The sequence below is a fragment of the Antrihabitans stalagmiti genome, assembly GCF_016482825.1.
In the GTDB taxonomy this organism is placed as follows: Bacteria; Actinomycetota; Actinomycetes; order Mycobacteriales; family Mycobacteriaceae; genus Antrihabitans; species Antrihabitans stalagmiti.
Genome location: NZ_JAEMNV010000001.1, coordinates 208,858 through 234,144 on the forward strand (window position 1 = coordinate 208,858; position 25,287 = coordinate 234,144).

The 25,287-nt window shown below is 64.0% G+C and carries 24 protein-coding genes; 12 read left to right on the forward strand and 12 right to left on the reverse strand.

All coding sequences use genetic code 11. The features are described 5' to 3' along the window. Positions 1-72 precede the first annotated feature (72 nt). The 6 genes from rapZ to tpiA all read left to right on the forward strand — a co-directional run bounded on the left by rapZ (position 73) and on the right by tpiA (position 6,130). Complete coding sequence (rapZ, locus tag JGU71_RS01010; RefSeq protein WP_372433069.1) at positions 73-999, forward strand: RNase adapter RapZ; 927 nt, start codon at positions 73-75, stop codon at positions 997-999. Then, on the forward strand, positions 996-1,994 hold the full coding sequence (locus JGU71_RS01015; protein WP_199701124.1) for a gluconeogenesis factor YvcK family protein: 999 nt from the start codon (positions 996-998) through the stop codon (positions 1,992-1,994). The genes rapZ and JGU71_RS01015 overlap by 4 nt, the downstream gene beginning before the upstream one ends. Then, positions 1,991-2,968: a DNA-binding protein WhiA gene (whiA, locus tag JGU71_RS01020; protein WP_199702735.1), complete on the forward strand. Its 978-nt coding sequence runs from the start codon at positions 1,991-1,993 to the stop codon at positions 2,966-2,968. The genes JGU71_RS01015 and whiA overlap by 4 nt, the downstream gene beginning before the upstream one ends. Before the next feature lie 131 nt (positions 2,969-3,099). Further along, positions 3,100-4,119: a type I glyceraldehyde-3-phosphate dehydrogenase gene (gap, locus tag JGU71_RS01025; RefSeq protein ID WP_199701128.1), complete on the forward strand. Its 1,020-nt coding sequence runs from the start codon at positions 3,100-3,102 to the stop codon at positions 4,117-4,119. A gap of 11 nt (positions 4,120-4,130) precedes the next feature. Next, on the forward strand, positions 4,131-5,348 hold the full coding sequence (locus JGU71_RS01030; RefSeq protein WP_199701130.1) for a phosphoglycerate kinase: 1,218 nt from the start codon (positions 4,131-4,133) through the stop codon (positions 5,346-5,348). Then, a complete protein-coding gene (gene tpiA, locus JGU71_RS01035; RefSeq protein ID WP_199701132.1) occupies positions 5,345-6,130 on the forward strand; it encodes a triose-phosphate isomerase in 786 nt (261 codons plus the stop codon). Before JGU71_RS01030 ends, tpiA begins: the two co-directional genes overlap by 4 nt. 70 nt (positions 6,131-6,200) lie before the next feature. Here tpiA and JGU71_RS01040 read toward each other — a convergent pair whose 3' ends face one another. The 4 genes from JGU71_RS01040 to JGU71_RS01055 are packed head-to-tail and all read right to left on the reverse strand — an operon-like array spanning position 6,201 to position 8,297. Further along, a complete protein-coding gene (locus JGU71_RS01040) occupies positions 6,201-6,737 on the reverse strand; it encodes a carboxymuconolactone decarboxylase family protein (protein ID WP_199701134.1) in 537 nt (178 codons plus the stop codon). Then, on the reverse strand, positions 6,734-7,195 hold the full coding sequence (locus JGU71_RS01045) for a hypothetical protein (RefSeq protein ID WP_199701136.1): 462 nt from the start codon (positions 7,193-7,195) through the stop codon (positions 6,734-6,736). Before JGU71_RS01045 ends, JGU71_RS01040 begins: the two co-directional genes overlap by 4 nt. A gap of 2 nt (positions 7,196-7,197) precedes the next feature. Continuing rightward, the gene (locus JGU71_RS01050) at positions 7,198-7,794 is read right to left on the reverse strand and encodes a hypothetical protein (protein WP_199701138.1); all 597 of its coding nucleotides are present in this window, start codon (positions 7,792-7,794) and stop codon (positions 7,198-7,200) included. Continuing rightward, positions 7,791-8,297 carry an RNA polymerase sigma factor gene (locus tag JGU71_RS01055; RefSeq protein ID WP_307829437.1) on the reverse strand — a complete coding sequence of 169 codons (507 nt, stop codon included), beginning with the start codon at positions 8,295-8,297 and terminating at the stop codon, positions 7,791-7,793. The genes JGU71_RS01050 and JGU71_RS01055 overlap by 4 nt, the downstream gene beginning before the upstream one ends. A 149-nt stretch (positions 8,298-8,446) precedes the next feature. Between JGU71_RS01055 and secG the strand changes: the two genes are divergently transcribed. Together secG and ppc are read left to right on the forward strand one after the other, a co-directional pair. Further along, positions 8,447-8,680, forward strand: a complete 234-nt coding sequence (gene secG, locus JGU71_RS01060; protein WP_199701140.1) for a preprotein translocase subunit SecG — start codon at positions 8,447-8,449, stop codon at positions 8,678-8,680. Between the two features lie 70 nt (positions 8,681-8,750). Beyond that, the gene (gene ppc, locus JGU71_RS01065) at positions 8,751-11,510 is read left to right on the forward strand and encodes a phosphoenolpyruvate carboxylase (RefSeq protein ID WP_199701141.1); all 2,760 of its coding nucleotides are present in this window, start codon (positions 8,751-8,753) and stop codon (positions 11,508-11,510) included. A 13-nt stretch (positions 11,511-11,523) separates the two neighbouring features. Here the strand turns inward: ppc and JGU71_RS01070 are convergent, their stop codons facing one another. Then, positions 11,524-12,771 (reverse strand): erythromycin esterase family protein, encoded by a 1,248-nt coding sequence (locus JGU71_RS01070; protein WP_199701143.1) that lies wholly within the window; start codon positions 12,769-12,771, stop codon positions 11,524-11,526. A gap of 51 nt (positions 12,772-12,822) precedes the next feature. Here JGU71_RS01070 and JGU71_RS01075 point away from each other — a divergent pair, with 51 nt between their 5' ends. Together JGU71_RS01075 and JGU71_RS01080 are read left to right on the forward strand one after the other, a co-directional pair. Continuing rightward, positions 12,823-13,533, forward strand: coding sequence for a MerR family transcriptional regulator (locus JGU71_RS01075; protein WP_199701145.1), 711 nt, complete (start codon positions 12,823-12,825; stop codon positions 13,531-13,533). A 142-nt stretch (positions 13,534-13,675) separates the two neighbouring features. Continuing rightward, the gene (locus JGU71_RS01080) at positions 13,676-15,295 is read left to right on the forward strand and encodes a cutinase family protein (RefSeq protein ID WP_199701146.1); all 1,620 of its coding nucleotides are present in this window, start codon (positions 13,676-13,678) and stop codon (positions 15,293-15,295) included. 42 nt (positions 15,296-15,337) lie between these two features. On the opposite strand, the gene JGU71_RS01085 is transcribed toward JGU71_RS01080, so the two are convergent. The 6 genes from JGU71_RS01085 to tkt all read right to left on the reverse strand — a co-directional run bounded on the left by JGU71_RS01085 (position 15,338) and on the right by tkt (position 22,570). Continuing rightward, the gene (locus tag JGU71_RS01085) at positions 15,338-15,820 is read right to left on the reverse strand and encodes an SRPBCC domain-containing protein (protein WP_199701152.1); all 483 of its coding nucleotides are present in this window, start codon (positions 15,818-15,820) and stop codon (positions 15,338-15,340) included. 341 nt (positions 15,821-16,161) lie between these two features. Continuing rightward, on the reverse strand, positions 16,162-16,899 hold the full coding sequence (gene pgl, locus JGU71_RS01090; protein WP_199701153.1) for a 6-phosphogluconolactonase: 738 nt from the start codon (positions 16,897-16,899) through the stop codon (positions 16,162-16,164). Beyond that, a complete protein-coding gene (gene opcA, locus JGU71_RS01095; RefSeq protein WP_199701154.1) occupies positions 16,892-17,800 on the reverse strand; it encodes a glucose-6-phosphate dehydrogenase assembly protein OpcA in 909 nt (302 codons plus the stop codon). Before opcA ends, pgl begins: the two co-directional genes overlap by 8 nt. Next, positions 17,797-19,341, reverse strand: coding sequence for a glucose-6-phosphate dehydrogenase (gene zwf, locus JGU71_RS01100; protein ID WP_199701155.1), 1,545 nt, complete (start codon positions 19,339-19,341; stop codon positions 17,797-17,799). The genes opcA and zwf overlap by 4 nt, the downstream gene beginning before the upstream one ends. Positions 19,342-19,344: 3 nt before the next feature. After that, positions 19,345-20,466, reverse strand: a complete 1,122-nt coding sequence (tal, locus tag JGU71_RS01105) for a transaldolase (RefSeq protein WP_199701157.1) — start codon at positions 20,464-20,466, stop codon at positions 19,345-19,347. A 4-nt stretch (positions 20,467-20,470) separates the two neighbouring features. Continuing rightward, complete coding sequence (gene tkt, locus JGU71_RS01110) at positions 20,471-22,570, reverse strand: transketolase (RefSeq protein ID WP_199701158.1); 2,100 nt, start codon at positions 22,568-22,570, stop codon at positions 20,471-20,473. A gap of 424 nt (positions 22,571-22,994) precedes the next feature. Between tkt and JGU71_RS01115 the strand changes: the two genes are divergently transcribed. Then, entirely contained in the window at positions 22,995-23,903 is a 909-nt protein-coding gene (locus JGU71_RS01115; RefSeq protein ID WP_372433092.1) for a heme o synthase, read from the forward strand. Between the two features lie 19 nt (positions 23,904-23,922). Here JGU71_RS01115 and JGU71_RS01120 read toward each other — a convergent pair whose 3' ends face one another. After that, positions 23,923-24,888, reverse strand: coding sequence for a quinone oxidoreductase family protein (locus JGU71_RS01120; RefSeq protein ID WP_199701161.1), 966 nt, complete (start codon positions 24,886-24,888; stop codon positions 23,923-23,925). A gap of 46 nt (positions 24,889-24,934) precedes the next feature. On the opposite strand from JGU71_RS01120, the gene JGU71_RS01125 reads away from it, so the two are divergent. Beyond that, positions 24,935-25,282 carry a hypothetical protein gene (locus JGU71_RS01125; protein WP_199701165.1) on the forward strand — a complete coding sequence of 116 codons (348 nt, stop codon included), beginning with the start codon at positions 24,935-24,937 and terminating at the stop codon, positions 25,280-25,282. Positions 25,283-25,287: the final 5 nt, after the last annotated feature.

Sequence of the window (25,287 nt, forward strand, 5' to 3'; positions counted from 1 at the left end):
GCCGGTTTGCTTCGAAGTAACCAGCAACGATTCGACCGCAATTCGTGACCGAAAACGATGGGGGCAGACACGGTGAGCGAGCAGGCGAACAGCGACCAGAGCGGGGATCAAGGCGTCGACGTCGTTGTTGTGACCGGTGTTTCCGGCGCGGGCCGTGGCACAGCGGCGAAGGTGTTCGAAGACCTCGGCTGGTACGTCGCAGACAACCTGCCGCCGGTTCTGATCTCCCGCCTGATCGATCTCGGGCTTGCAACCGAACCACCGATTCGACGCCTCGCCGTCGTGATGGACGTCCGCAGTAGGTTCTTCTCCGACGACCTCACCGAAGTGATTCACGACCTCGAGTCGCGATCCGTACGTACCCGCGTGCTGTTCCTCGAAGCGTCCGACGAGGTACTGGTCCGCAGGTTCGGCTTCGCCCGCCGCAGGCACCCACTGCAAAGTGAGAGCGCCGACGGCACGTTGTCGGCCGGAATCGCGCTCGAACGCGAACGTTTGTCGAAGGTGAAAACGGCGGCGGACGTCGTCATCGACACCACGGCGCTCTCGGTGCATCAACTGCATCGCCGGATCGAAGAAACCTACGGGGTCGGCGGCGACGGGCCAGGATCGCTGCAGGTAACAGTCCAATCGTTCGGTTTCAAGTATGGGGTTCCGATCGACGCAGACATCGTGTTGGATTTGCGTTTTCTCCCCAATCCGCACTGGATTCCGGAGCTGAGAGAACAAACTGGGCAGGAGGCGGCCGTGCGGGACTATGTGCTCTCCCGCGACGGCGCCGCAGACTACGTGAAGACCGCGCATCGCCTGGTCGAGCTGACTGCTGCGGGCTACCGTCAGGAGGGCAAGCGGTACATGACGATTGCTGTGGGCTGCACCGGCGGCAAGCATCGCAGTGTCGCGATATCGGAGGCGTTGGCGGACGTGATCACCGGCGACGGCGAAGGCGATGGAGGCACTGCTGTGAGGGTTGTGCACCGCGATCTGGGTCGCGAATGACGGGCGATCAACCGTCCGTTGTTGCGCTCGGCGGGGGCCACGGTCTTTTCGCGACGCTCACTGCGATACGCAGGCTGACCAGCGCGATCACGGCCATCGTCACGGTCGCCGACGACGGCGGTTCGTCGGGGCGATTGCGTGCGGAACTCGGCGTCATACCGCCCGGCGATCTGCGCATGGCTCTGGCTGCGCTGGCGGGCGACGGTGAAAGCGCCGAGGTCTGGACCCGAACCGTCCAGCATCGATTCCGTGGTACCGGTGCGTTGGCCGGGCATTCTGTCGGCAACCTGATCATCGCCGGCCTCACCGAAGTGCTCGGCGACACGGTCGCCGCGCTCGACGAACTCGGCCGCGTACTGCAACTCGACGGCAGGGTGCTGCCGATGGCGCAGATCGCGCTGACGATCGAAGCCGACGTCGCCGGCCTCGAAGCCGATCCGCGTGTCAACCGCGCGATCCGAGGTCAGGTCGCCGTCGCGACCACGCCGGGGCAGGTCCGCAGAGTGCGGCTCATACCGTCCGATCCGCCGGCGTGCCCCGAGGCTCTCGACGCGATCGACAACGCCGACCTGGTGATCCTCGGACCGGGATCGTGGTTCTCCAGCGTCATTCCGCATGTGCTCGTGCCGGAACTACTCGAAGCGTTGATCGGGACGCAGGCGCGTAAGGTGCTCGTCCTCAACCTCGCCGCGCAACCGGGAGAAACCGCCGGATTCTCCGCCGAGCGCCATTTGCACGTATTGTCCCAACACGCACCGGGTTTGGCGGTCGACCACGTCGTGATCGATTCGGGGTCGGTGCCGGAGGGTCGGGAACGGGATCATCTTCGCCGGGCTGCGAAGTCGCTCGGCGCACAGGTATTGTTCGCCGATGTCGCAGAGCCGGGCACGCACAAGCATCATTCCGGCAAACTCGCATCGGTGTTGGCGACACTCGCCCGACGCGATACGGACAGTTCGGGTCTCGGTGGAAAGGAGAGCGCCTCGTGGCGATGACAGCGGAGGTGAAAGACGAGCTCAGCAGACTCGTCATCACCCAGCAGAGCGCCCGTCGGGCCGAACTTTCCGCGCTGCTGCGGTTTGCGGGCGGTTTGCACATCGTCGGCGGCAGGGTTGTTGTCGAAGCTGAGGTCGACCTCGGATCCATCGCACGGAGGCTGCGACGCGAAATTTTCGAACTGTTCGGTTACGGCTCGGACGTCCACGTCATCAGCGCAGGTGGTTTGCGGAAGAGTTCGCGCTACGTCGTTCGCGTTGCGAAGGAGGGCGAGGCGCTCGCTCGGCAGACCGGTCTGCTCGACGTGCGCGGTCGTCCGGTCCGCGGTCTGCCCGCTCAGGTCGTGGGCGGAAGTGTCGGTGACGCAGAGGCAGCGTGGCGTGGCGCCTTCCTCGCACACGGATCCCTCACCGAGCCAGGTCGGTCGTCGGCACTCGAGGTCAGTTGCCCGGGTCCGGAGGCAGCGCTTGCGCTGGTCGGAGCGGCGCGCCGATTCGGTATCGCCGCGAAGGCGCGGGAAGTTCGTGGCACCGATCGAGTTGTCGTTCGTGACGGCGAGGCCATCGGCGCACTCCTGACGCGGATGGGCGCGCAGGATACGCGGCTCACGTGGGAAGAGCGCCGGATGCGGCGCGAGGTCCGGGCTACCGCCAACCGACTCGCCAATTTCGACGACGCCAACTTGCGACGTTCCGCTCGTGCTGCGGTCGCTGCGGCCGCCAGGGTGGAACGCGCTTTGCAAATTCTGGGTGACGATGTTCCGGACCATCTCGCGGCAGCCGGCAATCTTCGCGTCGCGCATCGTCAGGCGTCGTTGGAGGAGTTGGGTCAGCTCGCCGAACCGCCGATGACCAAAGACGCTGTGGCAGGACGTATTCGCCGCCTGCTTTCGATGGCGGATCGCAGGGCGAAAGAGACGGGCGTACCAGATACGGAGTCGGTCGTCACCGCTGATCTGCTCGACGAAGCCTGATAACTACTGGTCGGTAGCCGAATTGGCGATCGTTTCTCGTCAGGGGCGTGCATTCGCGACGTGTGCGCGCACTAGGCTGGCAGCCGAAACCCATGCATAAATCCCATGGATAAACCTAAAAGGAGCAAACTGTGACGGTACGTGTAGGCGTGAACGGCTTCGGTCGTATCGGACGGAACTTCTTCCGTGCGGTCGACGCACAGAAGGCGCTCGGCACGACTGACATCGAAATTGTCGCGGTCAACGATCTGACCGACAATGCGACACTCGCGCATCTCCTCAAGTACGACTCGATCCTCGGTCGCCTGCCGTACGACGTCTCGCTCGATGGTGAAGACACGATCGTCGTCGGCGATCAGCGCATCACTGCACTCGCGCACCGCGGACCGCTCGCCGAACTGCCGTGGGGCGACCTCGGCGTCGACATCGTCGTCGAGTCGACCGGTATCTTCACCGACGCGGCAAAGGCCAAGGGCCACTTGGACGCAGGCGCGAAGAAGGTCATCATCTCCGCACCCGCCAAGGGCGAAGACATCACCATCGTGATGGGCGTCAACGACGACAAGTACGACGGCAGCCAGAACATCATCTCCAACGCCTCGTGCACCACCAACTGCCTCGGCCCGATCGCCAAGGTCCTCGACGACGAGTTCGGCATCGTCAAGGGTTTGATGACGACGATCCACGCCTACACCCAGGATCAGAACCTGCAGGACGCACCGCACGCAGACCTGCGTCGCGCTCGCGCGGCTGCACTGAACATCGTCCCGACCGGCACCGGTGCAGCCAAGGCCATCGGCCTCGTGCTCCCGCAGCTGCTCGGCAAGCTCGACGGCTACGCGCTCCGGGTGCCGATCCCAACGGGTTCGGTCACCGACCTCACCGCGAACCTGCGCAAGTCGGCCACCGCCGACGAGGTCAACGCAGTGATGAAGGCTGCAGCCGAAGGCCCGCTGAAGGGCATCCTGAAGTACAACACCGACCCGATCGTGTCCAGCGACATCGTGACCGATCCGCACTCGTCGATCTTCGACGCGCCGTTGACCAAGGCGATCGACGACCAGGTCAAGATCGTGTCCTGGTACGACAACGAGTGGGGTTACTCGAACCGTCTTGCCGACCTCATCGGCCTCGTCGCCAAGTCTCTCTGAGGCGCGCGCACGTGGCTGTGAAGACTCTGCAGAATCTGCTCGACGAAGGGGTCGAAGGTCGCGGCGTGCTCGTGCGCTCCGACCTCAACGTTCCGCTCGACAACGGCACCATTACCGACCCCGGCCGCATCATCGCGTCGGTGCCGACGATCAAGGCGCTGGTCGAGGCCGGTGCCAAAGTTGTTGTCACCGCGCACCTCGGACGTCCGAAAGGTGCACCGGACCCAGCCTTTTCGTTGGCTCCGGTTGCTGCGCGGCTGAGCGAAGAACTCGGTCGCAACGTGCAACTCGCAGGTGACGTCGTCGGCGGAGACGCCCTCGCCCGCTCGGAAGGACTGACCGACGGCGACGTGCTGCTGCTCGAGAACATCCGCTTCGACGCCCGCGAGACGAGCAAGGACGAGGCCGAGCGCACCAAGCTCGCCAAGGCCCTCGTCGAGTTGGTCGGTGACGACGGTGCTTTCGTCTCGGACGGTTTCGGTGTCGTACACCGCAAGCAGGCTTCGGTCTACGACGTCGCGAAGCTGCTGCCGTCCTATGCGGGCAACCTAGTCGCCACCGAGGTCGACGTGCTTGCCAAGCTGACCGAGGAGCCCGCACGGCCGTACGCGGTCGTGCTCGGTGGTTCGAAGGTTTCCGACAAGCTCGCGGTCATCGAAGCGCTGGCACCACAGGTCGACACGCTGGTGATCGGCGGCGGCATGTGCTTCACCTTCTTTGCGGCGCAAGGCTATTCGGTCGGCAACTCGCTGAAGCAGGACGAGATGATCGACACCTGCAAGGACCTGCTCGACCGGTTCGCCGACGTCATTCATCTGCCGAAGGACGTTGTCGTAGCCGACAGCTTCTCCGCTGATGCCGAAGCGAAGGTTGTTGCCTCGCATCAGATTCCGGACGGCTGGATGGGTCTGGACATCGGACCCGAGTCCACCAAGCGATTCAGCGCGGTGCTCGGTGCGGCCAAGACGATCTTCTGGAACGGCCCGATGGGTGTGTTCGAATTCGAGAAGTTCGCCGACGGGACCAGGGGAGTGGCCGAGGCAATCGCCGGAGCGACCGCCAAGGGCGCGTTCAGCGTTGTCGGCGGCGGCGATTCTGCTGCTGCTGTCCGCTCGCTCGGGCTGCCCGACGACGGTTTCTCGCACATCTCCACCGGCGGCGGCGCGTCGCTGGAATACCTGGAAGGCAAAGAGCTTCCAGGAATCACGGCACTAGAGGGCACAGAATGAGCCGCAAGCCGCTGATCGCGGGCAACTGGAAGATGAATCTGAACCACCTCGAGGCCATCGGCCTGGTGCAGAAGATCGCATTCGCGTTGCCTGCGAAGTACTTCGACAAGGTGGACGTGACGGTCATCCCGCCGTTCACCGACCTCCGCAGCGTCCAGACCGTGGTGGAGGGCGACAAGCTCCTGCTCACCTACGGCGCACAGGATGTGTCGCAACACGATTCGGGTGCGTACACCGGCGAGATCAGCGGTTCGATGCTGGCGAAGCTCGGCGCGACGTACGCGGTCGTCGGGCATTCGGAGCGACGCACACTGCACGGTGAAGACGACGCGACGGTGCTGGCAAAGACGAAGGCTGCGCTGAAGCACGGTCTGACGCCGATCGTCTGCATCGGTGAAGGTCTCGACATTCGCGAGGCAGGCAATCAGGTCGAGTACAACCTCGAGCAGTTGCGCTGTTCGCTGCAGGGCTTGTCGGCGGCCGACATAGCGAAGGTAGTCGTTGCCTACGAGCCGGTGTGGGCTATCGGCACCGGTCGCGTGGCGACACCGTCCGACGCGCAGGAAGTGTGCGGTGCGATCCGCGCCGAGCTGGCGAAGCTGGCATCCGACGAGGTCGCTGCCGGTGTTCGGGTGCTCTACGGCGGCTCGGTCAGTTCCAAGAACGTCGGCGAGATCGTTGCCGAACCCGACGTCGACGGTGCACTCGTCGGCGGTGCGTCACTCAAGGGTGAAGAGTTCGCGACCCTGTGCGCAATCGCCGCCGGTGGCCCGCTGCCCTGAGGCGGCTTCGCCGCTCGTGAGTCTTTTCGGTGGGCTCGCCCACCGAAAAGACTCACGAGCCGCTTGCGGCCTATCTCTCTGGAATCGCGCAGACCATTCCGTCTGCGATGCCTGTCGGACGCACTCCTAGCGCCTGATTGACGCGCGCCCGCTGGTTTTCCCACGCGACAGCGCCAGCCAGCTCGGCGAGCTGACCACGTGTGAAGTGCGTCAACAGTTCGGTACGGATCTCTTCGAGGTCCACAGCCGGCGTCACCGTCATGGCCTCCGCGAATCCGATGACGAGCTTCTCGAGGTCGGTGTAGGCGTCGCTCGTCTTGTACTTCGGCAAGTCCCGGATCTGCTGTTCGGTGAGCCCGCCGTGGTGCGCGAGCGCCGACCCGATGTCGAGGCAGTACTCACAGTTGATCAAGCCCGCTGCTTTCAGCTCGGCGAGCTCTTTGTACTTGGGGTCCAAACGATTGCTGAAGATCAGAGAGAACTCGTAGAACAGCGTTGCCAACAGCAACATCGGTCGCCTGATGAGCCAGCCCCACAGATCGGTGCGATTACGTTTGGCGCTGGCCATGACCTTCGTGAAGTGCCAGATCCTTCGAAGCGCTCTCATCGGTGTGTGTTCTCCTTCGTTGGTGTGGATCGATCTGCCCGTGCGGTTGCGACGATTACGGCCAGCGGCAGCACAGCTGCGATGGCGAGAACTACTGCGTTGACGACGTTTTCGGGGTCGCTGAGCCCCGGTGACGGATGGGCTAGGTGATAGATGACGTGCGGTAGTGCGAACGACAGCAGTGAAATCCCCGCGATCAGCACCACCCTGCGGTCACCCCACCACGCCGCGAGCAGCAGAAACACCCCTGTCGCGACAAAGCCAGCTCCGGCGTCATACGCCAAATGAGCGTTGTACGGCGGTTCGGCGGCCACGAGCATGGGCCCGAATCCCGGAAACGAGCGATACCAACTCTCGGTGGCAGTCACGGCCCACAGGCCGGTGAAGAGTTGCGGCACCGCCAATGCGGCGAGGAGTACACGGGTCCACAGGACCGCCGGTCGATCAGGCTTGCTCACACCTACTCTTGGCGTTTGCTCCCTGTTCCGTAACGCCCGAATCGCCACCAGACTATGACAAGCGCCACAGCGAACACACCCTCCGACAGGTGTAGAGCGGCACCGTAGGCGAAATGGGTCACCTCTGAGGCGCCATGGATCGCGAGCACAAGCCCGAGCGGCAGACCCGCCACGACGGCGACGGGTGTCCAGCTCTTCCTGATCGCACCGGCCGCGATCGTGCCGGCAACAGCGAGATATGCAAAAGCACTTTCGAACGCGGCATGTGGTGCGTAGGGCTCGCCGATATTGCGCGCGATCCACTCACCACTGGTGAAAATGCTGATCCCGTGTGACGCGATCAGCAGCGCGAGAGCGGCGGCTACGAATTGCACTATCCGCCACTCACGTTGTTCGCGAACGCTGATGGCTGCAGAAATGCGTTTGTAGACCGACCTCGAAGGACGCGCCTGCAAGGAGGTCGCCAACCACAAGACGGTCGGGTCGGTCTCACGAGATGGGTCGCCGGCGAGCGTACGACCGATGTCGTCGTCGAGTCGTTGTGCCGCGGCCAGTTCATCGGGATCGAAGTACTCGTCGCCGTTCAGGTCGCTGCTCATGCCTTCATCACCTCCCGCAACTTGCCGACCGCTCGGTAGACGAGCATGCGCGCGGCGGTCGCCGAGATCCCCATCGCGGCCCCGATCTGCTCGGACGACATGTCGCTGCCGAAGCGCAGCGCGACAGCCTCTCGTTCGCGGACGGTCAACAGGCCGAGTTGGCGTCGTAGATCGTCGACGCCGTCGAGGCGCAACGCCCAACTTTCGGGATCGTGCTCGGTGTCGGTACGGTCCGAGCGCAAGCCGTCGGAGTCGACCGCCTCGACGGGTAGTTCTCGACCACGCCGACGCCACCAGTCGGCCAGGACATGCCGGGCGATGCCGATCAGCCAGCCACCGACCCGACCCAATTCGGCGTCGTAGGTGTCCCACGAACGCATCGCCTGCGTGAACACCTCGCTGGTCACATCCTCCGCATCGGCATCCGATGGCAGCCGGGCCCGCACGTAGCGCCAGGTCGGCGCTACGTGTTCGCGGTACATCTCGGCGAACTCGGTTGCCACGTCACCAATCCTTCGTGCGGAGGCGGTCGCCCGTAACGTTTCACATTCGCCGATGCGGGCGCGCTACCGGGTCGGGGTGCGCAATCGGCCTCGAGCGGCCCTGTATTGTTGATCCCGAATTGCGCGCGTAGTCGACTTTGAGGGCGAACATGGATCTGTTCCTGGATATCTTGCTGGTGGCGACGAGCCTGCTGCTGATGCTGCTGGTGCTGCTGCACCGTGCCAAGGGTGGCGGCCTTTCCAGCCTTTTCGGTGGTGGCGTGCAGTCCAGCCTGTCCGGGTCGACGGTTGTCGAGAAGAACCTCGATCGCATCACTGTCTTCACCTCTGTCGTCTGGCTGATTGCCATCCTCGGTATCGGTCTCGAAATCAAGTACAGCTAGTCCGAAGTTCGGCCGGCGTCATTTCGGGTGACGTCATAACCGCGTAACCGCGACAGTATTTACTGTTGCCATGACATCGACCGATCCAGGCCGTGCGGCAACCGAACCGCTTCGTGAAGACATCCGACTCCTCGGCGGAATCCTCGGCCAGATAGTTCACGATCAAGAAGGCGAAGACGTCTTTGCGCTGGTGGAAAAGGCGCGCGTCGAATCGTTTCGGGTCAGGCGCTCGGAGATCGACCGTGCGGAACTTGCGACTTTGTTCGACGGTATCGAGATCGGCAAGGCGATCCCCGTCATCCGCGCTTTCAGTCACTTCTCGTTGCTCGCCAATCTCGCCGAAGACATCCATCGCGATCGACGGCGATCGATTCACATCCGCGCAGGTGAGCCACCGCAGGACAGCTCGCTCGCGGCAACCTACGCGAAACTCGATGCGGCCCAACTCGATTCGTCCAGGGTCGCCGACCTGCTCACCGATGCCCTCGTCGCGCCCGTCATCACCGCGCATCCGACCGAAACCAGGCGTCGCACGATCTTCGAGGTGCAATCCCGCATCACCGAACTGATGCGATTTCGGGAGCGCACCGAACTCGACGACGACGAGACCGCCGAAGTCGATCGGCAACTGCGCCGCCAGATCATCACGCTGTGGCAGACCGCGCTGATTCGGCTGTCACGCTTGCGGATTCAGGACGAGATCGAGGTCGGGCTGCGGTACTTCCATCTGTCGTTGCTCGAGGTGATTCCGCGGATCAACGCGCAGGTGAGAGACGAGCTGCGACGTCGGTGGCCGGACGTGAACCTCCTCGAACAGCCGATCTTGCGGCCCGGTTCATGGATCGGTGGCGATCGCGACGGGAACCCGTTCGTCACTGCCGAGGTGGTGCACAACGCGACCCATCGCGCGGCGTTCGTCGCGATCGAGCATCACCTGGCCGAGCTGTCGAAACTCGAGCAGGAATTGTCGATGTCGGCTCGCCTCGTCACGATCAGCTACGCGGTGCAAGAGCTGGCAGAAGCATCGGGGGACAGCGGGTCCAACCGCGACGACGAGCCCTACCGACAAGCTGTGCGGTGTGTACGAGGCCGACTCACCGCGACCGCGGAGCAGATTCTCGACAAACTTCCGGCGGATGCGGTCTCGCTCGGTTTGGAACCGTACGAGACGCCGCAGCAGGCGTTGAACGACCTCGACGCGATCGACACCTCGCTGCGCGGGCACGGCGACGCCATCCTCGCCGACGACAGGCTCGCCGCGCTGCGGTGGTCCATAGAGACGTTCGGTTTCCATCTGTCGAGTCTGGATCTGCGGCAGAACTCCGAAATACACGAAGAGGTCGTCGCGGAGTTGTTCGCCTGGGCGGGTGTGCACCCCGACTATCGGAGCCTGCCCGAGGACGAGCGCGTCGAGTTGCTTGCACAGGAGTTGGCGACACGGCGACCGCTGTCGAGTCCCGATGCGGAATTCAGCGAACTGACGACGAAAGAGTTGGCGATCACCCGCGCGGCGGCACTTGCCGTTCGCACGCTCGGGCCACGCTCGGTGCCGAACTACATCATCAGTATGTGCACGTCGGTGAGCGATCTGCTCGAAGCGTCGGTTCTGCTCAAGGAAGCGGGCATCCTCGATCCGGGGTCAGGGACGCCGACCTCGTCGGTCGGTGTTGTGCCGCTCTTCGAGACGATCGAGGATCTGCAGCAGGGTGCGGCGACGTTGCTCGCCGCTCTCGACGTCCCGGTCTACCGAGCGCTGGTCAGCTCGCGCGGTGACAACCAGGAAGTGATGCTCGGCTATTCCGATTCGAACAAGGACGGCGGGTACCTCGCCGCGAACTGGGCGCTCTATCGCGCCGAACTCGACCTGGTCGATGCGGCACGCAAGAGCGGAATTCGGTTGCGGCTCTTTCACGGTCGCGGGGGAGCGGTCGGCCGTGGTGGTGGCCCGAGCTACGAGGCGATTCTCGCGCAGCCGGTCGGAGCCGTGACGGGTTCACTTCGTATCACCGAGCAGGGTGAGGTCATCGCCGCGAAGTACGCCGAGCCGAGGATCGCGCGACGAAATCTGGAGTCGTTGCTCGCCGCGACGCTGGAGTCGACGCTGCTCGACGTCGAGGGCCTCGGTGCCGCCGCCGAACCCGCGTACGCGATTCTGGACGATCTTGCCGAACGAGCCCGACGCGCCTACGGCGAACTCGTCCACAAGACACCGGGTTTCGTCGAATACTTCCGGATGTCGACTCCTGTCGCCGAGATCGGTGAGCTGAACATCGGTAGCCGCCCGGCATCGCGAAAGCCGACGAATTCTGTGTACGACCTTCGTGCGATCCCGTGGGTGATGTCCTGGAGTCAATCGCGGGTCATGCTGCCAGGTTGGTACGGCGTCGGAACAGCGTTCGAGGAATGGGTGGACGGCGACGCGGACAAGCTCGCCCAGCTGGCCGACCTCAACGAACGCTGGCCGTTCTTCCGAACCGTGCTGTCCAACATGGCGATGGTGATCGCGAAGTCCGACCTCGGGTTGGCGGCTCGCTATGCCGAACTGGTTCCGGACGTCGAGTTGCGCAACAAGGTCTTCGGCATGATCAGCGACGAGCACGCGAAAACGATCAGGATGTACAAGGCGATCACCGGCGCCGACGATCTGCTCGCCGACAACCCGGCGGTGGCGCGGTCGGTGTTCAACCGGTTCCCGTATCTGGAACCACTGAATCACCTGCAGGTCGAACTGCTGCGGCAGTTCCGTGCCGGAGACGACCGTGAACTCGTGAAGCGCGGCATCCTGCTCACGATGAACGGCTTGGCGACGGCACTGCGCAATAGCGGTTAGACGGCAACAGCGGTTAAGCCGCCTGCACCGGCTCGATGTCGCGCACGAAAACGATGGCATCGAGTTCGGTGAGGCTTGTCGTTTCCAGTGGGATGTAGGCGTAGTTCGCCGACGTGCGGCGCTCGCGTTGCCCGTTCGGTAGGGCATCGGTGGCTATCAGCACATTCCCCGTCGTTGCCGCGTAGAGCTCACCTTCGAGCGAGGCAGCTTCGGGTTCGGCGATGGTGTGGTGGTGAGCTGTGCCGATCGCCGAACCGATCACGCGGTAGGCGTCGCCGAGCCGGCCGTCGAGGTGGCCGCCCGCACACCACCAGTGCAGCTGCTGTTCGCCCATCGTCCACTGCGACTCACCTTTCTGCAGGTGGCCGTTGTGAGCGAAGGCGAAGGTCGGTCCACGGTCGGCTTCGCGCTCGACGATCGCGCACAGATTGTCGGCCATCATGAGGTCGCGAACACCGAGCAGTCGGGGTACCCGTCGAGCATTGTCGGAGGCCATTACCGCGTGATAGTCGAGCAGGCCGGCAGCCGTCCGAGCATGGAGGTCGGCGAGCCAACGTTCGTCCGGGGCCGTCGCGGCGTGCAGTCGTGGCGCTTCCATCCGCAGCAGCAGCACCAGGTCGTCGGTCAGGTGTCGCAGCCGGATCGCGTCCGAACTCGCGCCGATCGATTGCGTCGGATCCATCGCTCCTGCCGGATTGCTCCAGCGGGCGTCGGCACCGAGCAATGTCTCGAGTTCGGCGCCTGTGCAGGGCAGGTCGTCTGGATCGAGGGTCGTCGACAGGTACGTATGCAGCGCGAACAGGCTACGCCGCGGGCTTTCGGCTCCCATCGTTTCCATCGGGGCATCGAAACCGTAGAACCGGACCCGATCGTGTGGTGATCGTCCGCGGTTGTAGGCGACCAGCCATTCCACGAGGTCTCGGTTGGCGTCGTACTCGCCGAAGGTGTGGCTGAACCCGCTGGTCATGACGTCGTCGACCGACCCGGCACCACCATCGACCAGGGCGTCTACGAGAAGCCCACCGAGGCAGCTGCTTTCGATCGCGATCGACCGATAGCCCGCGTGTTCGACGAGCTGGTGGAACATCTGGTTGCGCAGTCGCAGGAACAGTTGCTCGCCGTGCATCGGCTCGCCGAAGCCGAGGAGACGTGGAGCAACCGGTAGGTGTCGCAACAATTCCGCGAGTGCGGCCGCGAGATCGGAACCGCCGTCCGATGAAAATGGTGTGCCGTGCTGTTCGAGCGCTGTGCCGAGTGTCATGTGCTTCGACGCTATCATTACCGCAACGGTTGACAGTTTGGACGAAATACAATGACTAGTTCACCGAAACCCTCAAAGTACCGACCCGTCGATCTTGCCCGCGAACACGGACTGTCGACCCAAGCGGTTCGCAATTACGAAGCCGCCGGAATACTGCCTGCCGCAGACCGATCGGCATCGGGATATCGCGTCTACACCCTCGTCCATGCGGCCGCGTTGCGCACGTTCGTCGCTCTCGTCCCCGGCCACGGTCATGGTGTCGCGACCGCCGTGCTTGCAGCGGTCAATCGAGGAGCCGTCGACGAGGCGCTCGCGCTCATCGACGACAGCCACACCGAATTGCGGACCGATCGGCTGACCTTGGATTCCGTCGAGCGGGCCGTCGCGCAGGCTGTGCCCACCGAGGACATTGCGCGACAGTTCCTTTCGGTCCGCGAGCTTGCGCGGCGCATCGGCGTCGAACCGACGACGCTGCGGAGCTGGGAAGACGCCGGCTTGGCGCCCGCCCGCGATCCGTCGACCGGATACCGTGTGTACGGGCCTGCGGACATCCGCGACGCACATCTTGTGCATCAACTCCGCCGCGGCGGGTATCTGCTCAATCAGATTGCGCCGATCGTGGTTCAGGTGCGCTCGGCAGGTAGCGTCGAGGCGTTGGCGCAGCTGATCGGGGAGTGGCGCGAACGGGTGAACACGCGTGGCCGGTCGATGCTTATCGGTGCCGCAGCGCTACAGACCTACCTCGACAAGTTGTACGCCTGACCAGCAATCTGTAACGCGTGTGCTCCGTGCGACGACGAGACGTGTGACATCAAGCGCGGCCCGGGGGTTGTTTCGCGCGATTCACGCATAGGGATTCGAGATTCGATTGCACGTGAATCGAATACGAGATCGGGAGATACACATGGGAATTCGTGAATTTGTCGGGCGGCACCGTATCGCCTCGACTGCGGCAGCACCTGCCATTCTCGGCGTCGCGGCGATTGTTGCCGTCACCTGGGCGGCATCACCAGGACCTACGGCCATCGACACCGAGATGACTTCGTCGGTCACCGAGTGCCACGACATGGTCACCATCTCCGTCGCGGGCCGTGGTGACACGCCTCGCGAGGGCGAAACGAAGATGCTGCTCGACGCGAACGGCAACCCGTTGCCCGCGGCGATGTCAGGGGACTACAGCAGCAACTGGGTCGACCCGGTCGTGAATGCACCGGACAACGCGGTCGACCCCGACTCCTACGCCGCCGTCTACATCGCGTACCCCGCGAACATGGCGAGCTACGAAGACGCCGTCAACGCCGGTGTCGCCAATACCGAATCGGTCATGCGCGAGATTGCCGTTGCGTGCCCGGACACCAAATTCTCCATCGTCGGCTACAGCGAAGGCGCGGATGTCGTCCGTCGCGTTGCGACGAAGGTCGGCCACGACGAGGCCGACGCGAACGGCAACTACGGCGTTGTCGATCCGAACAACGTTGTCGGAGTTGTCATCTTTGCCGACGCCGGCCGCAGCGCGGGTGACGGTCCGTTCATCGGTGCGGAAGATCCGTTCGCCAATCCCGACGGCTTCGATCAGAAATACCAGAACGGCAAGAACCCGACCTCGGGCAAGGGCGCGCTACCAGGCACCAGCGGTGATTTCGGCGCCTTGAACGGCAAGATCGCATCCTTCTGCTCGGACGGCGACCTCACGTGTGCAGCGCCGGAGAACATCTCGCTGCTGCAGCTTGCCGTGAACGTCGGCAGGCAGATCAACGTCGACGCCCTCGAACGTGACGGACTCACTCCGGCAACCGGTCAGGACGTCGCTGTCACGATGGGCAAGATCGCGTTCGCTGCCTTCGCCGACATCGCGAACAACCCGAACTGGATGCAAAGCGACGAAACATTCCTCGACGTGCTGCTGAAGGTGTCCGATCCGGCCTACAAGCCGGGTGCGACGCCGCCGCCCGCGACCGACGCAAGCTCGATCTCGGTCGACGCGATGTCGCCGCTGGCCTACCTGCCGCAGAAGATCTTCAAGGAGATCATCGGGCTCGTCGTGACGAATCAGAACACGATTCCTGTCGTCATGAGCGATCCGTACAACACCACACTCGGCCCGAACCACTCCGGTCATCACTTCGACTACTGGCGTGACGCCAACCCGGAGACCGGAAAGCCGCTGACCTCGGCAGAATACGCCGCGGCATGGTTGACCGAACTTGCGAAGCAGGCACAGAACGGGGAGCCGGTCGACAAGTCCGTCAAGCCGTCGCAAGCATCGCTCGCCGCCGCACTGTCGCCGGAGGCCGAGACAACCACTTCGACCACAACGACAACAACGACGCCGGCCACCACAACGCCGGGAACCACTACCCCGTCGACAACTGCCCCGACCACAACCGAGGCTCCGACGACAACGGAGTCCACCACCGCGCCGGCTACCACCACCGAGCCGGCCACGACGGAGCCGACCACTACAACCGAGGCTCCGACAACGACGCCGACCACAACGACGGCGACGCCGGCTCCGGTCAGCTGAGCTGGACCTTTTCAAGCACGACTGTCGCGGGCTGACCTCGGATCAATACTCCGAAGCCAGCTCGCGATAGTCGTTCCAGGAGGGCAGCGGCACACGCGCGATCGTCGTTTCGAGTCTGTCGAGGTAGTACTGCCAACGCGGTCCGATCTCGGCGACCTCGTTGGGATGCAGATGCCTGCGGACAACCTCCAGTGTCGTCACGACTCCTACCTGATGCAGGTGCAATTCGAGGATCGCGCCATCGAAGGTGACGTTCAGCTGATGTGGTGATGTGCAGGCATCGACGTGGACGTCAACGGTTTCGGTCCGACAGTCGTCGTCCGCGGTGATCCGAACATCGCCGGAGAACGGATCACCCGTCATGGTGCCGAACCATGCCTCCAATCGATCGGGCTCGGTCAGATAGGACCACAGTTCGACGATCGGTAGCGCGAACCCTCGGACGAAATACAGCAACACGAGATCGCTGCCTGCTTCGCGATCGTGTTCGGGCCGGACCTCGCCGATTGTCGATGTGGTGACCACGTCGGACTACCTCCGTCACTTGGAATGGGCAACTCTGCCGTGCGTCCATTCAACATCGAGCGCGGTCCACATGGAACCGATCGCGCAGACGCAACGTCCAACCATTCGAACGGGCAAGCAGCCCTGAGCTTCCCAAGCAGCGGCAGTGAGAAGGTTGGCGACAGTGGACATTCATTCGGGAAACAGTCCGTCGGGATGCGGTTCGTCGTTGCGACGCGGCATGAAGGCACGTTCGCGGAACCGTCCTGCGATCCGAAGTGTGTGTGCACGCGTCGATGGCCTCGAAAACAACAAGTCACTGCCGCGGGTGCGGCCGAAGGAAGACGACGATGCGCTGTGACCTACAGCGCTGAGGCCGCGGCTTCGTCGAGCAGCCAGACCGTCTTCTCGACACCCGACGCGCCCGCCGACGGAATATCGACTGGATCCGCGCCGCCGATCGCTGCTGCTACCGCGTCGGCTTTCGCTGCGCCGGACACGATCAACCACACCTGCTTCGATCGACGAACAGCGGGCAGCGTCAACGTGATTCGGGTCGGTGGTGGCTTGGGGGAGTCCGTCACGGCGACGACGAGCTTCGCCGTCTCGCGAACCGCGTCGGTGTCGGGAAACAGTGAATTGATATGCCCTTCACCGCCCATGCCGAGCAGGTGGATGTCGAACGCCGGGAGCTGGCCGTCCGTCGAATTCGCCGCGAGGACGTCGACGTAGTTTCTGGCGGCCGCCTCCGGGTCGTCTCCGAAGTCGCCGTCCGACGCCGCCATCGGGTGGACGCGGGACGGATCGATACCGATGTGGTCGAGCAGTGCCTCGCGAGCTTGCAGGTCGTTGCGCTCGGGATCGGCAGCAGGGACGAAACGCTCGTCACCCCAATAGATGTCGACCTGGTGCCAATCGATAGATCCAGAGTCCTCGCGCAGCGCCTTCAGCAGTCCGATACCGGTGCCGCCGCCGGTCAGCACGACCGACGCCGAACCTCTTTTGGCCTGTGCCTGTTCGACCGCAGCGATGAACCTGCGCGCGGCTGCCGCAACCAACGCCTCGGTGTCGGCATAACGCTCGACGACGACCTCACTCATACGTCACCAACTCCAAGCCTTCGAGTGCCGACTGGTAGATCTCGTCGGTGTCCAGCCTGCGCAGTTCTTCGGCGAGGCATTCGGAGGTTTCCCTGCGCGGCAACGCAAGTCGCTTGTCCGGTTGCCCGGTCCTGCCGAGTGTCGCGGTGCGGCCGGTCTGCGGTCGCGACAGGGTGATCGCGGTGTCGCCGCGTTGCAGTTCGACGTAGAGGTCGCCGACGAGCCGATTCACCGGGCACTGCAACCGAATTGCGAGCCATCCTGCAAGAACGTCCAGCGCAGGTTCTTCGCGCAGGCCGGACACGGTCACCGATTCGACCGGGACGAACGGTGCTTCGTCGAGCGCCGCTGTGAGCAATGCACGCCAGTAGGTGATACGCGCCCAGGCCAGATCGGCATCGCCTGCGACGGACGACTCGCGCCGCGCCTTGATCGTCGCCATCGGATCCTCGGCGAACGTCGCGTCCGTAATGCGGTGAGTTGCCAACTGTCCCACCGGATCTCGGGACGGTTCGACCGGCGCGCCACGAGGCCACCACGCCACGACAGGAGTATCGGGGAGCAGGAACGGAGTGACGACGCTGGCTTCGTGCTGCGACAGCTCACCGCGCATCCGCAGGATCAGCACCTCGGAGGCGCCTGCGTCGCCGCCGAGCCGAATCTGCGCGTCGAGCCGGTTGTCGGCGTCGCGATCGCCCCTGGCAAGGACGATGACGCGGCAGGGATGCTCCTTGCTCGCGTCGTTCGCGGCCTCGATCGCCTCTTCGGCCTCCGCGGTGTCCAACGTGCAGACCACGAGCGTGAGGACGCGGCCGAGCGTGACGGACCCGCTGTCCTCACGCAATCGGATGAGCTTCTTGTTGATCGCACCCGTATCGGTATCGGCAATGTCGACAATCATGGTCGCCTCCATTCCCTTCCGGTGCGGGCAAGCATCTCCGTCGCCGAATCCGGACCCCAGCCACCCGATTCGTACTGCTCGGGACTACCGCCCGCGGCCCAGTGCTCCAGCACGGGATCCAGTATGCGCCAAGATAACTCGACCTCGGCGTTGACGGGGAACAGCGACGGCACGCCGAGCAGAACGTCGAGAATCAGCCGCTCGTACGCCTCGGGAGACGACTCGGTGAACGCTTCGCCGTAGCTGAAGTCCATGTTGACGTCGCGGACCTCCATACCCGAACCAGGGACCTTGGATCCGAACCGCAGCGTGACACCTTCGTCCGGCTGTACTCGGATGACAAGTGCGTTCTGGCCGAGCTCCTCTGTCATCGTCTGGTCGAACGGCAGATGCGGAGCGCGTTTGAACACGACGGCGATCTCGGTGACCCTGCGGCCCAACCGCTTTCCGGTGCGGAGGTAAAACGGCACACCTGCCCAGCGGCGGGTATCCACCTCGAGGGTGATCGCCGCGTAGGTCTCCGTGGTCGACTCCTTGGAGAAGCCCTCCTCCTGCAGCAACCCGACGACCGGCTCGCTACCCTGCCAACCGGCCGCGTACTGGCCGCGCGCCGTCGTCTCGTCGAGTGGCTCGACGACTTTGGTCGCCGAAAGGACCTTGATCTTCTCGGTCTGCAACTCTGCCGGGTTGAAGCTGATCGGCTCTTCCATCGCGGTGAACGCGAGCAATTGCAGCAGATGATTCTGAATCACGTCGCGGGCGGCACCGATGCCGTCGTAGTAGCCGCCGCGACCGCCGAGACCGATGTCCTCGGCCATGGTGATCTGGACGTGGTCGACGTAGTGCGCGTTCCAGATCGGGTCGAACAGCTGGTTGGCGAAACGCAACGCCAAGATGTTCTGAACCGTCTCTTTGCCGAGGTAGTGATCGATGCGAAAGACGGTGTGCTCGGGGAAGACTCGGTTGACGACCTTGTTGAGTTCTTTGGCGCTCGCCAAGTCGTGACCGAACGGCTTTTCGATGACGACCCGGCGCCACTGCCCGTCGGCAGGTTTGGCCAGACCGGACTTCGACAGTTGTTCGAGCACAACAGGAAACGCGCCCGGAGGGATCGAGAGGTAGAAGGCATGGTTACCACCCGTGCCGCGCTCTTCGTCGAGTGTTGCGAGCGTCGTCGCCAGGTTCTCGAATCCGGCGTCGTCCTCGAAAGTGCCCTGCACGAACCGAATTCCTTCGGAGAGCCGGTCCCACACCTCCTGCCGGAACGGCGTCCTAGCGTGCTTTTTGACCGCCTCGAGCACGATCGCAGCGAAGTCCTCGTGTTCCCAGTCCCGGCGAGCGAAACCGATCAACGCGAAGCCGGGCGGTAGCAGCCCCCGGTTCCCGAGGTCGTAGATCGCCGGCATCAACTTCTTGGTCGCGAGATCGCCCGTGACGCCGAAGATGACGACGCTGCACGGACCTGCGATGTGTGGAACGCGTTTGTCTCGTTCGTCCCGAAGGGGGTTCACCCAGTCGGCACCGCTCGCCGAGTCGGTCACAGCTCAGCTTTTGTTCGCTGCTTGCAACTGTTCCTCGGTGGCGTCGAGTAGTTCCTTCCACGACTTCGTGAACTTGTCGACGCCTTCGGTCTCGAGGACGCGGAACACGTCGGGAAGGTCGATGCCTGCCGCAGAGAGCTGGTCGAACACCTTCTGCGCGTTGCCTGCCTTGTTGCTGACCGTGTCGCCGGTGATCTTCGCGTGGTCGGCGACGGCCTCGAGGGTCTTCTCCGGCATCGTGTTGACGGTGTTCGGGGCAACGAGATCGGTGACGTACATGACGTCGGAGTAGTCCGGGTTCTTGACACCCGTCGATGCCCACAGCGGACGCTGCCGGTTGGCTCCGACGGCCTGGAGCTCGGTGAAACGGTCACCGGTCTCGAATACGTCCTGGTAGGCGTCGTACGCCAGAACCGCATTGGCAACGCCGGCTTTGCCGCGAAGCGCAAGTGCTTCGTCGGAGCCGTCTTTGTCCAAGCGCGCGTCGATCTCGGTGTCGACACGCGAGACGAAGAACGATGCGACCGAGTGGATCTTGGTCAGGTCGCGTCCCGCCGCCTTGGCAATTTCGAGGCCTTCGAGGTAGGCGTCCATGACAAGTCGGTACCGCTCGACGGAGAAGATCAGCGTGACGTTGACACTGATGCCCTCGCCGATCGTCTTCGCGATCGCGGGCAGGCCTGCCTCCGTCGCCGGGATCTTGATCAGCAGGTTGGGTCGATCCACGATCTTCCACAACTCGATGGCCTGCGCCGCCGTCTGGTCGGTCTCGAATGCGAGGTACGGATCGACCTCGATGGAGACGCGTCCGTCGACGCCACCACTCGATTCGTAGACCGGAAGGAAGATGTCGCACGCGTCGCGCACATCGTCGGTCGTGATGGTGCGGATCGTGGCTTCGACATCGGCGCCACGCGCAGCGAGTTCGTTGACCTGGGCGTCGTAGGCCTCGCCCTTGCTGAGCGCAGCCTGGAAGATGCTCGGGTTCGTCGTCACGCCGACCACGCTGCGCGTGTTGATCAGTTCGACGAGGTTGCCGGACTGGATGCGGGTGCGCGAGAGGTCGTCGAGCCAGACGGAAACGCCTGCGGCGGAAAGTTTTTCGAGGTTGGCATTCTGAGTCACTGTGCTATCCCTTCACGGAGGTGAGCGAGCGCTGTGCTGCCGCGACGACGGCTTCGGGGGTGAACCCGTACTCGCGGAACAGAACCTTGTAGTCGGCGGATTCGCCGAAGTGCTCCAGCGAGACGGTCTCGCCGTAGCCTCCGACAATCTTGTGCCACGGCATTGCTATACCCGCTTCGACCGAAACTCGAGCCTTCACCGTGGGGGGCAAAATTTGATCTTTGTAGTTCTGGTCCTGGCTCTCGAACCACTCGACGCATGGCATCGATACGACACGGGTGCCGATGCCCTGAGCTTCGAGCGTCTCGCGCGCGGCAACCGCAAGCTGCAGTTCCGAACCGGTCGCGACGATGATGACCTCGGGAGCTGCCGTCGACGCATCGACGAGGACGTAACCGCCCTTGGCGACACCTTCGGCACTCGTGCCCTCGAGAATCGGAATGTTCTGGCGGGTGAGGATCAGACCGACCGGGCCCGAGCTACTGCTCTTGGCGATCACGGCTTTCCAGGCGAACGCGGTCTCGTTGGCGTCGCCGGGGCGAACCACACTGAGGTTCGGGATCGCACGCAATGCCGCGAGGTGCTCGATCGGCTGGTGGGTCGGACCGTCTTCGCCGAGCCCGATGGAGTCGTGGGTCCACACGTAGATCGGATCGATGTCCATCAGCGACGCGAGCCGGACTGCCGGCCGCATGTAGTCGCTGAACTGCAGGAACGTGCCACCGTATGCGCGGGTCGGGCCGTGCATCACGATGCCGCTCAGGATCGCGCCCATGGCGTGCTCGCGAATACCGAAATGCAGGGTGCGGCCGTACGGCGTCGCGTTCCAGTCCTTCGTCGCGATCGATACCGGACCGAACGAGTCGGCACCCTTGATCGTCGTGTTGTTGCTGCCTGCGAGGTCGGCCGAGCCGCCCCACAGTTCGGGCAGTACCGGTCCGAGTGCGTTGAGCGTCTCGCCCGATGCGGAGCGGGTCGCGACGTCCTTGCCGCCGACCTCCCACGACGGCAGACCATCGGCCCAGCCCTTTGGCAGGTCGTCGCTGGTCAGCCGGTCGAGGAGCTTCTTACGCTCGGGCTCACGTGCCGCCCACGCATCGAAGTCGACGTCCCAGGCCTCGTGCGCCTTGCGGCCGCGTTCCTGCAGGCCGCGGGTGTGCTCGATGACCTCGTCGGTCACCTCGAAGTTCTTCTCCGGATCGAAGCCGAGAATCTTCTTGGTTGCAGCGACCTCGTCCGCGCCGAGCGCCGAGCCGTGCACACCGCCGGTGTTCTGCTTGGTCGGCGCTGGGAAACCGATGATCGTGCGGACGATGATGATCGACGGTTTATCGAGAACGGCTTTGGCGGCTTCCGTCGCCTCTTCGATCGCGGTGACGTTCTCGCCACCCTCCACGACCTGGACGTGCCAGCCGTAGGCCTCGTAGCGCTTCGCAGTGTCTTCGCCGAGCGCGATGGTGGTGTCGTGCTCGATCGAAATCTTGTTGTCGTCGTAGAACAGGATCAGGTTGCCGAGTTCCTGTACGCCGGCGAGCGAGGATGCCTCCGAGGTGATGCCCTCCTCGATGTCACCGTCGGATGCGATCACGTAGATGTAGTGGTCGAACGGGCTCTCGCCCCACGCGGGTTCGGGATCGAAGAGGCCACGCTCGCGGCGCGACGCCATCGCCATGCCGACCGCGGATGCCAGACCCTGCCCCAGCGGACCGGTCGTGATCTCGACGCCCTGGGTGTGGCGGAACTCGGGATGGCCCGGTGTCTTCGACTTCCAGGTCCGCAGTGCTTCGATGTCGGCCAGCTCGAGCCCGAAACCGCCGAGGTAGAGCTGAATGTAGAGGGTGAGGCTCGAGTGACCACACGACAGCACGAATCGGTCGCGACCGATCCAGTGTGTGTCGGTCGGGTCGTGGCGCATCACACGCTGAAAGAGCGTGTAGGCCAACGGCGCAAGGCTCATTGCGGTACCAGGATGACCGTTGCCGACCTTCTGCACGGCGTCCGCGGCAAGAACCCTCGCGGTGTCGACGGCCCTGGTATCCAAGTCGGTCCAGTCCGAGGGGTGATTCGGCTGGGTGAGAACACGGATGTCGTCTGTGATCGACACGAGCAGAAGTCTCCTGACATTCGATTGCGAAAGGTGTGGCGAAAGGTGTTGTGAGCGACGTGACTGGTACTCGAAGTGTGGTGACTGCCGGATTGACACAACCTTAGTTCGATCCGACCCTAACGTCCGCACATCTATGCAATCCGTGCGGCTCGATCGGTCGACTCCGACCTGCGGCAGCACCCGGCGAAACGGTCACGTTGGGGGTTCGGCGATGGACCACCTCTCCCGGCGTCTACCATCTTGCGTAGTAGCTGCGTCGTGCGAAGGTCCGCGCGCTGCTTCGACATGGCCGATTTTCATGCGAATGCGTGTGGTGCGAGGAGCGATAGTGCGGATAGGGCAACAGCCGAGTGGACATGGCCTCGGCGGCCCGGCTCCCACCGACCCGGTCTCCGCCGAGGGCGTTGCGCCGCGGTCCTCGATTCTCACCAAGCCCATTTTCGCGAAGCCGATGGCTTACATCGCCTTGACGAAGCCGCGTGTGATCGAGTTGTTGCTGGTCGCCACCATTCCCACGATGCTGCTCGCGCAGCGTGGGACTGTCGACATCGCGCTGATCCTCAGCACACTCTTCGGCGGCTGGATGGGCGCGGCAAGCGCCAACACACTCAACTGCGTCGCCGATGCCGACATCGACAAGCTGATGAAGCGCACCGAACGTAGGCCGCTGGCCCGCGCGGCAGTGCCAACGTCGCACGCATTCGTTTTCGGCGTGGCCCTCGGACTCGGGTCGTTCGCCTGGCTGTGGTGGGCGGCAAACCTGCTCAGCGGGCTGCTCGTCGTCGGAACGATCCTCTTCTACGTCTTCGTCTACACCCTCGGCCTCAAGCGTCGGACCTCGCAGAACGTGGTCTGGGGCGGCGCTGCCGGATGTATGCCGGTGCTGGTCGGCTGGTCTGCTGTCACCGGCACGATCGGCTGGCAGTCGCTCGTCTTGTTCGCGGTCATCTTCTTCTGGACGCCACCGCATACGTGGGCGCTCGCGATGCGCTACAAGGAGGACTACAAAGCAGCGGGTGTGCCGATGCTGCCAGTGGTTGCCACCGAAGAGAAGGTCACCAAGCAGATCGTCGTCTACACCTGGCTGACGGTGTTCGCGACGATCGCCCTGATACCTGCGACCGGAGTCGTCTACGCCGCCGTCGCTGTCGCGGCCGGCGCCTGGTTCCTGCTGATGGCGCACCAGCTCTACGCGGGTGTCCGGCGCGGCGAATCGGTCAAGCCGCTCAAACTGTTCCTGCAGTCCAACAACTACCTTGCGATCGTCTTCTGCGGCCTCGCGGTCGATTCCGTCCTCGGTTGGACGACGGTCGGCAGCATCCTCGGATGATGCGCGACCGGCTCGCCGACTAGGGGAGCAGGACGATCGACCCGGTGGTCTTGCGACCTTCCAGATCACGGTGTGCGGTCGCGGCGTCCGCAAGCGGATAGGTCGCACCGATCGTGATCTGGAGCGATCCGTCCGCGATCGCAGCGAAGACGTCGCCACTTCGCCACAGCAGTTCCTCGCGGTCGCGGGTGAAGTGAACCAAGGTCGGCCTGGTCAGATACACCGACCCCGCTGGATTGAGCCGCTGTGGGTCGAACGGTGGGACGGGTCCGCTCGCGGCACCGAACAGCGCCAGCGTGCCGCGAATTCGCAGTGCGGCCAGGCTCGACTCGAAGGTTGCGGCACCGACACCGTCGTACACGGCCGCAACACCTTCACCGTCGGTGATGTCACGCACCTGCGCGGCGAGTTCGTCGCCGTAACGGACCACTTCTGCAGCGCCAGCAGCGCGCGACAGCGCTTCTTTGTCGTCGGTCGACACCGAGGTGATCACTCGCACACCGCGGGCTGCCGCGAGCTGCGTGAGGATCAAACCGACACCGCCTGCGCCGGCATGCACGAGCACCCAGTCCGCGGGCTGCGCGTTGTAGACCGAATTCAGTAGGTAATGCGCGGTCATGCCCTGCAGCAGCGCGGATGCCGCTTCGGGTGCCTCGACGCCGGCGGGTACCGGCACAGCGCGTTCGGCGTCCACCGCAACCTTCTCGGCGTAGCTACCCTCGGCGGACGCCCATGCGACGTGATCGCCGACTGCGAACCCGCTGACCTGCTCGCCGACCTGCTCGACGACACCGGTTCCCTCAGCGCCAGGGATGTACGGCACCGGCCGCGGGTAGGCGCCCGTTCTGAAATACGTGTCGATGAAGTTCACGCCGACCGCTTCGGTCCGCACAAGGAGCTGACCTGCGGTGATCTCGGGATCCGGAACCTCGGCCAGCTGAAGTACTTCGGGTCCGCCGTGCTGGTTCACCTGTATAGCGCGCATGGCCCTCATTTCTACACCTGCACAGCTCGCCAGTATTGTTCGACGTATGACGACCGATGCCGCTCAGACCGACGTCAAGGTTCCTGCCCACGTCCGGAAGTCGATCGAGAAGTTCCTGACCGATCACGGTGACGCCGCGAGTGCCGTCCTGCAGCCGGTCGGGCGCATGGGCGTGCGAATCACCCTCGTCGGTGCCGACGGGATCCTCGGCGACCAGATGGTCGCCGACCTGCCGACCGCCAAGGCTGTCGTCGAGAGCTTCGACGCCATCACGGTCTCGGAGTGGGACCGCGAACTGACCTCGATCGTCACGCCTCGGGTCGGCCACTGGAAGAAGATGGCGGGCTGGGTCGCGAATCAGACGCGATTCCCCAAGGCGCGCAACGACGTCTGATCGAT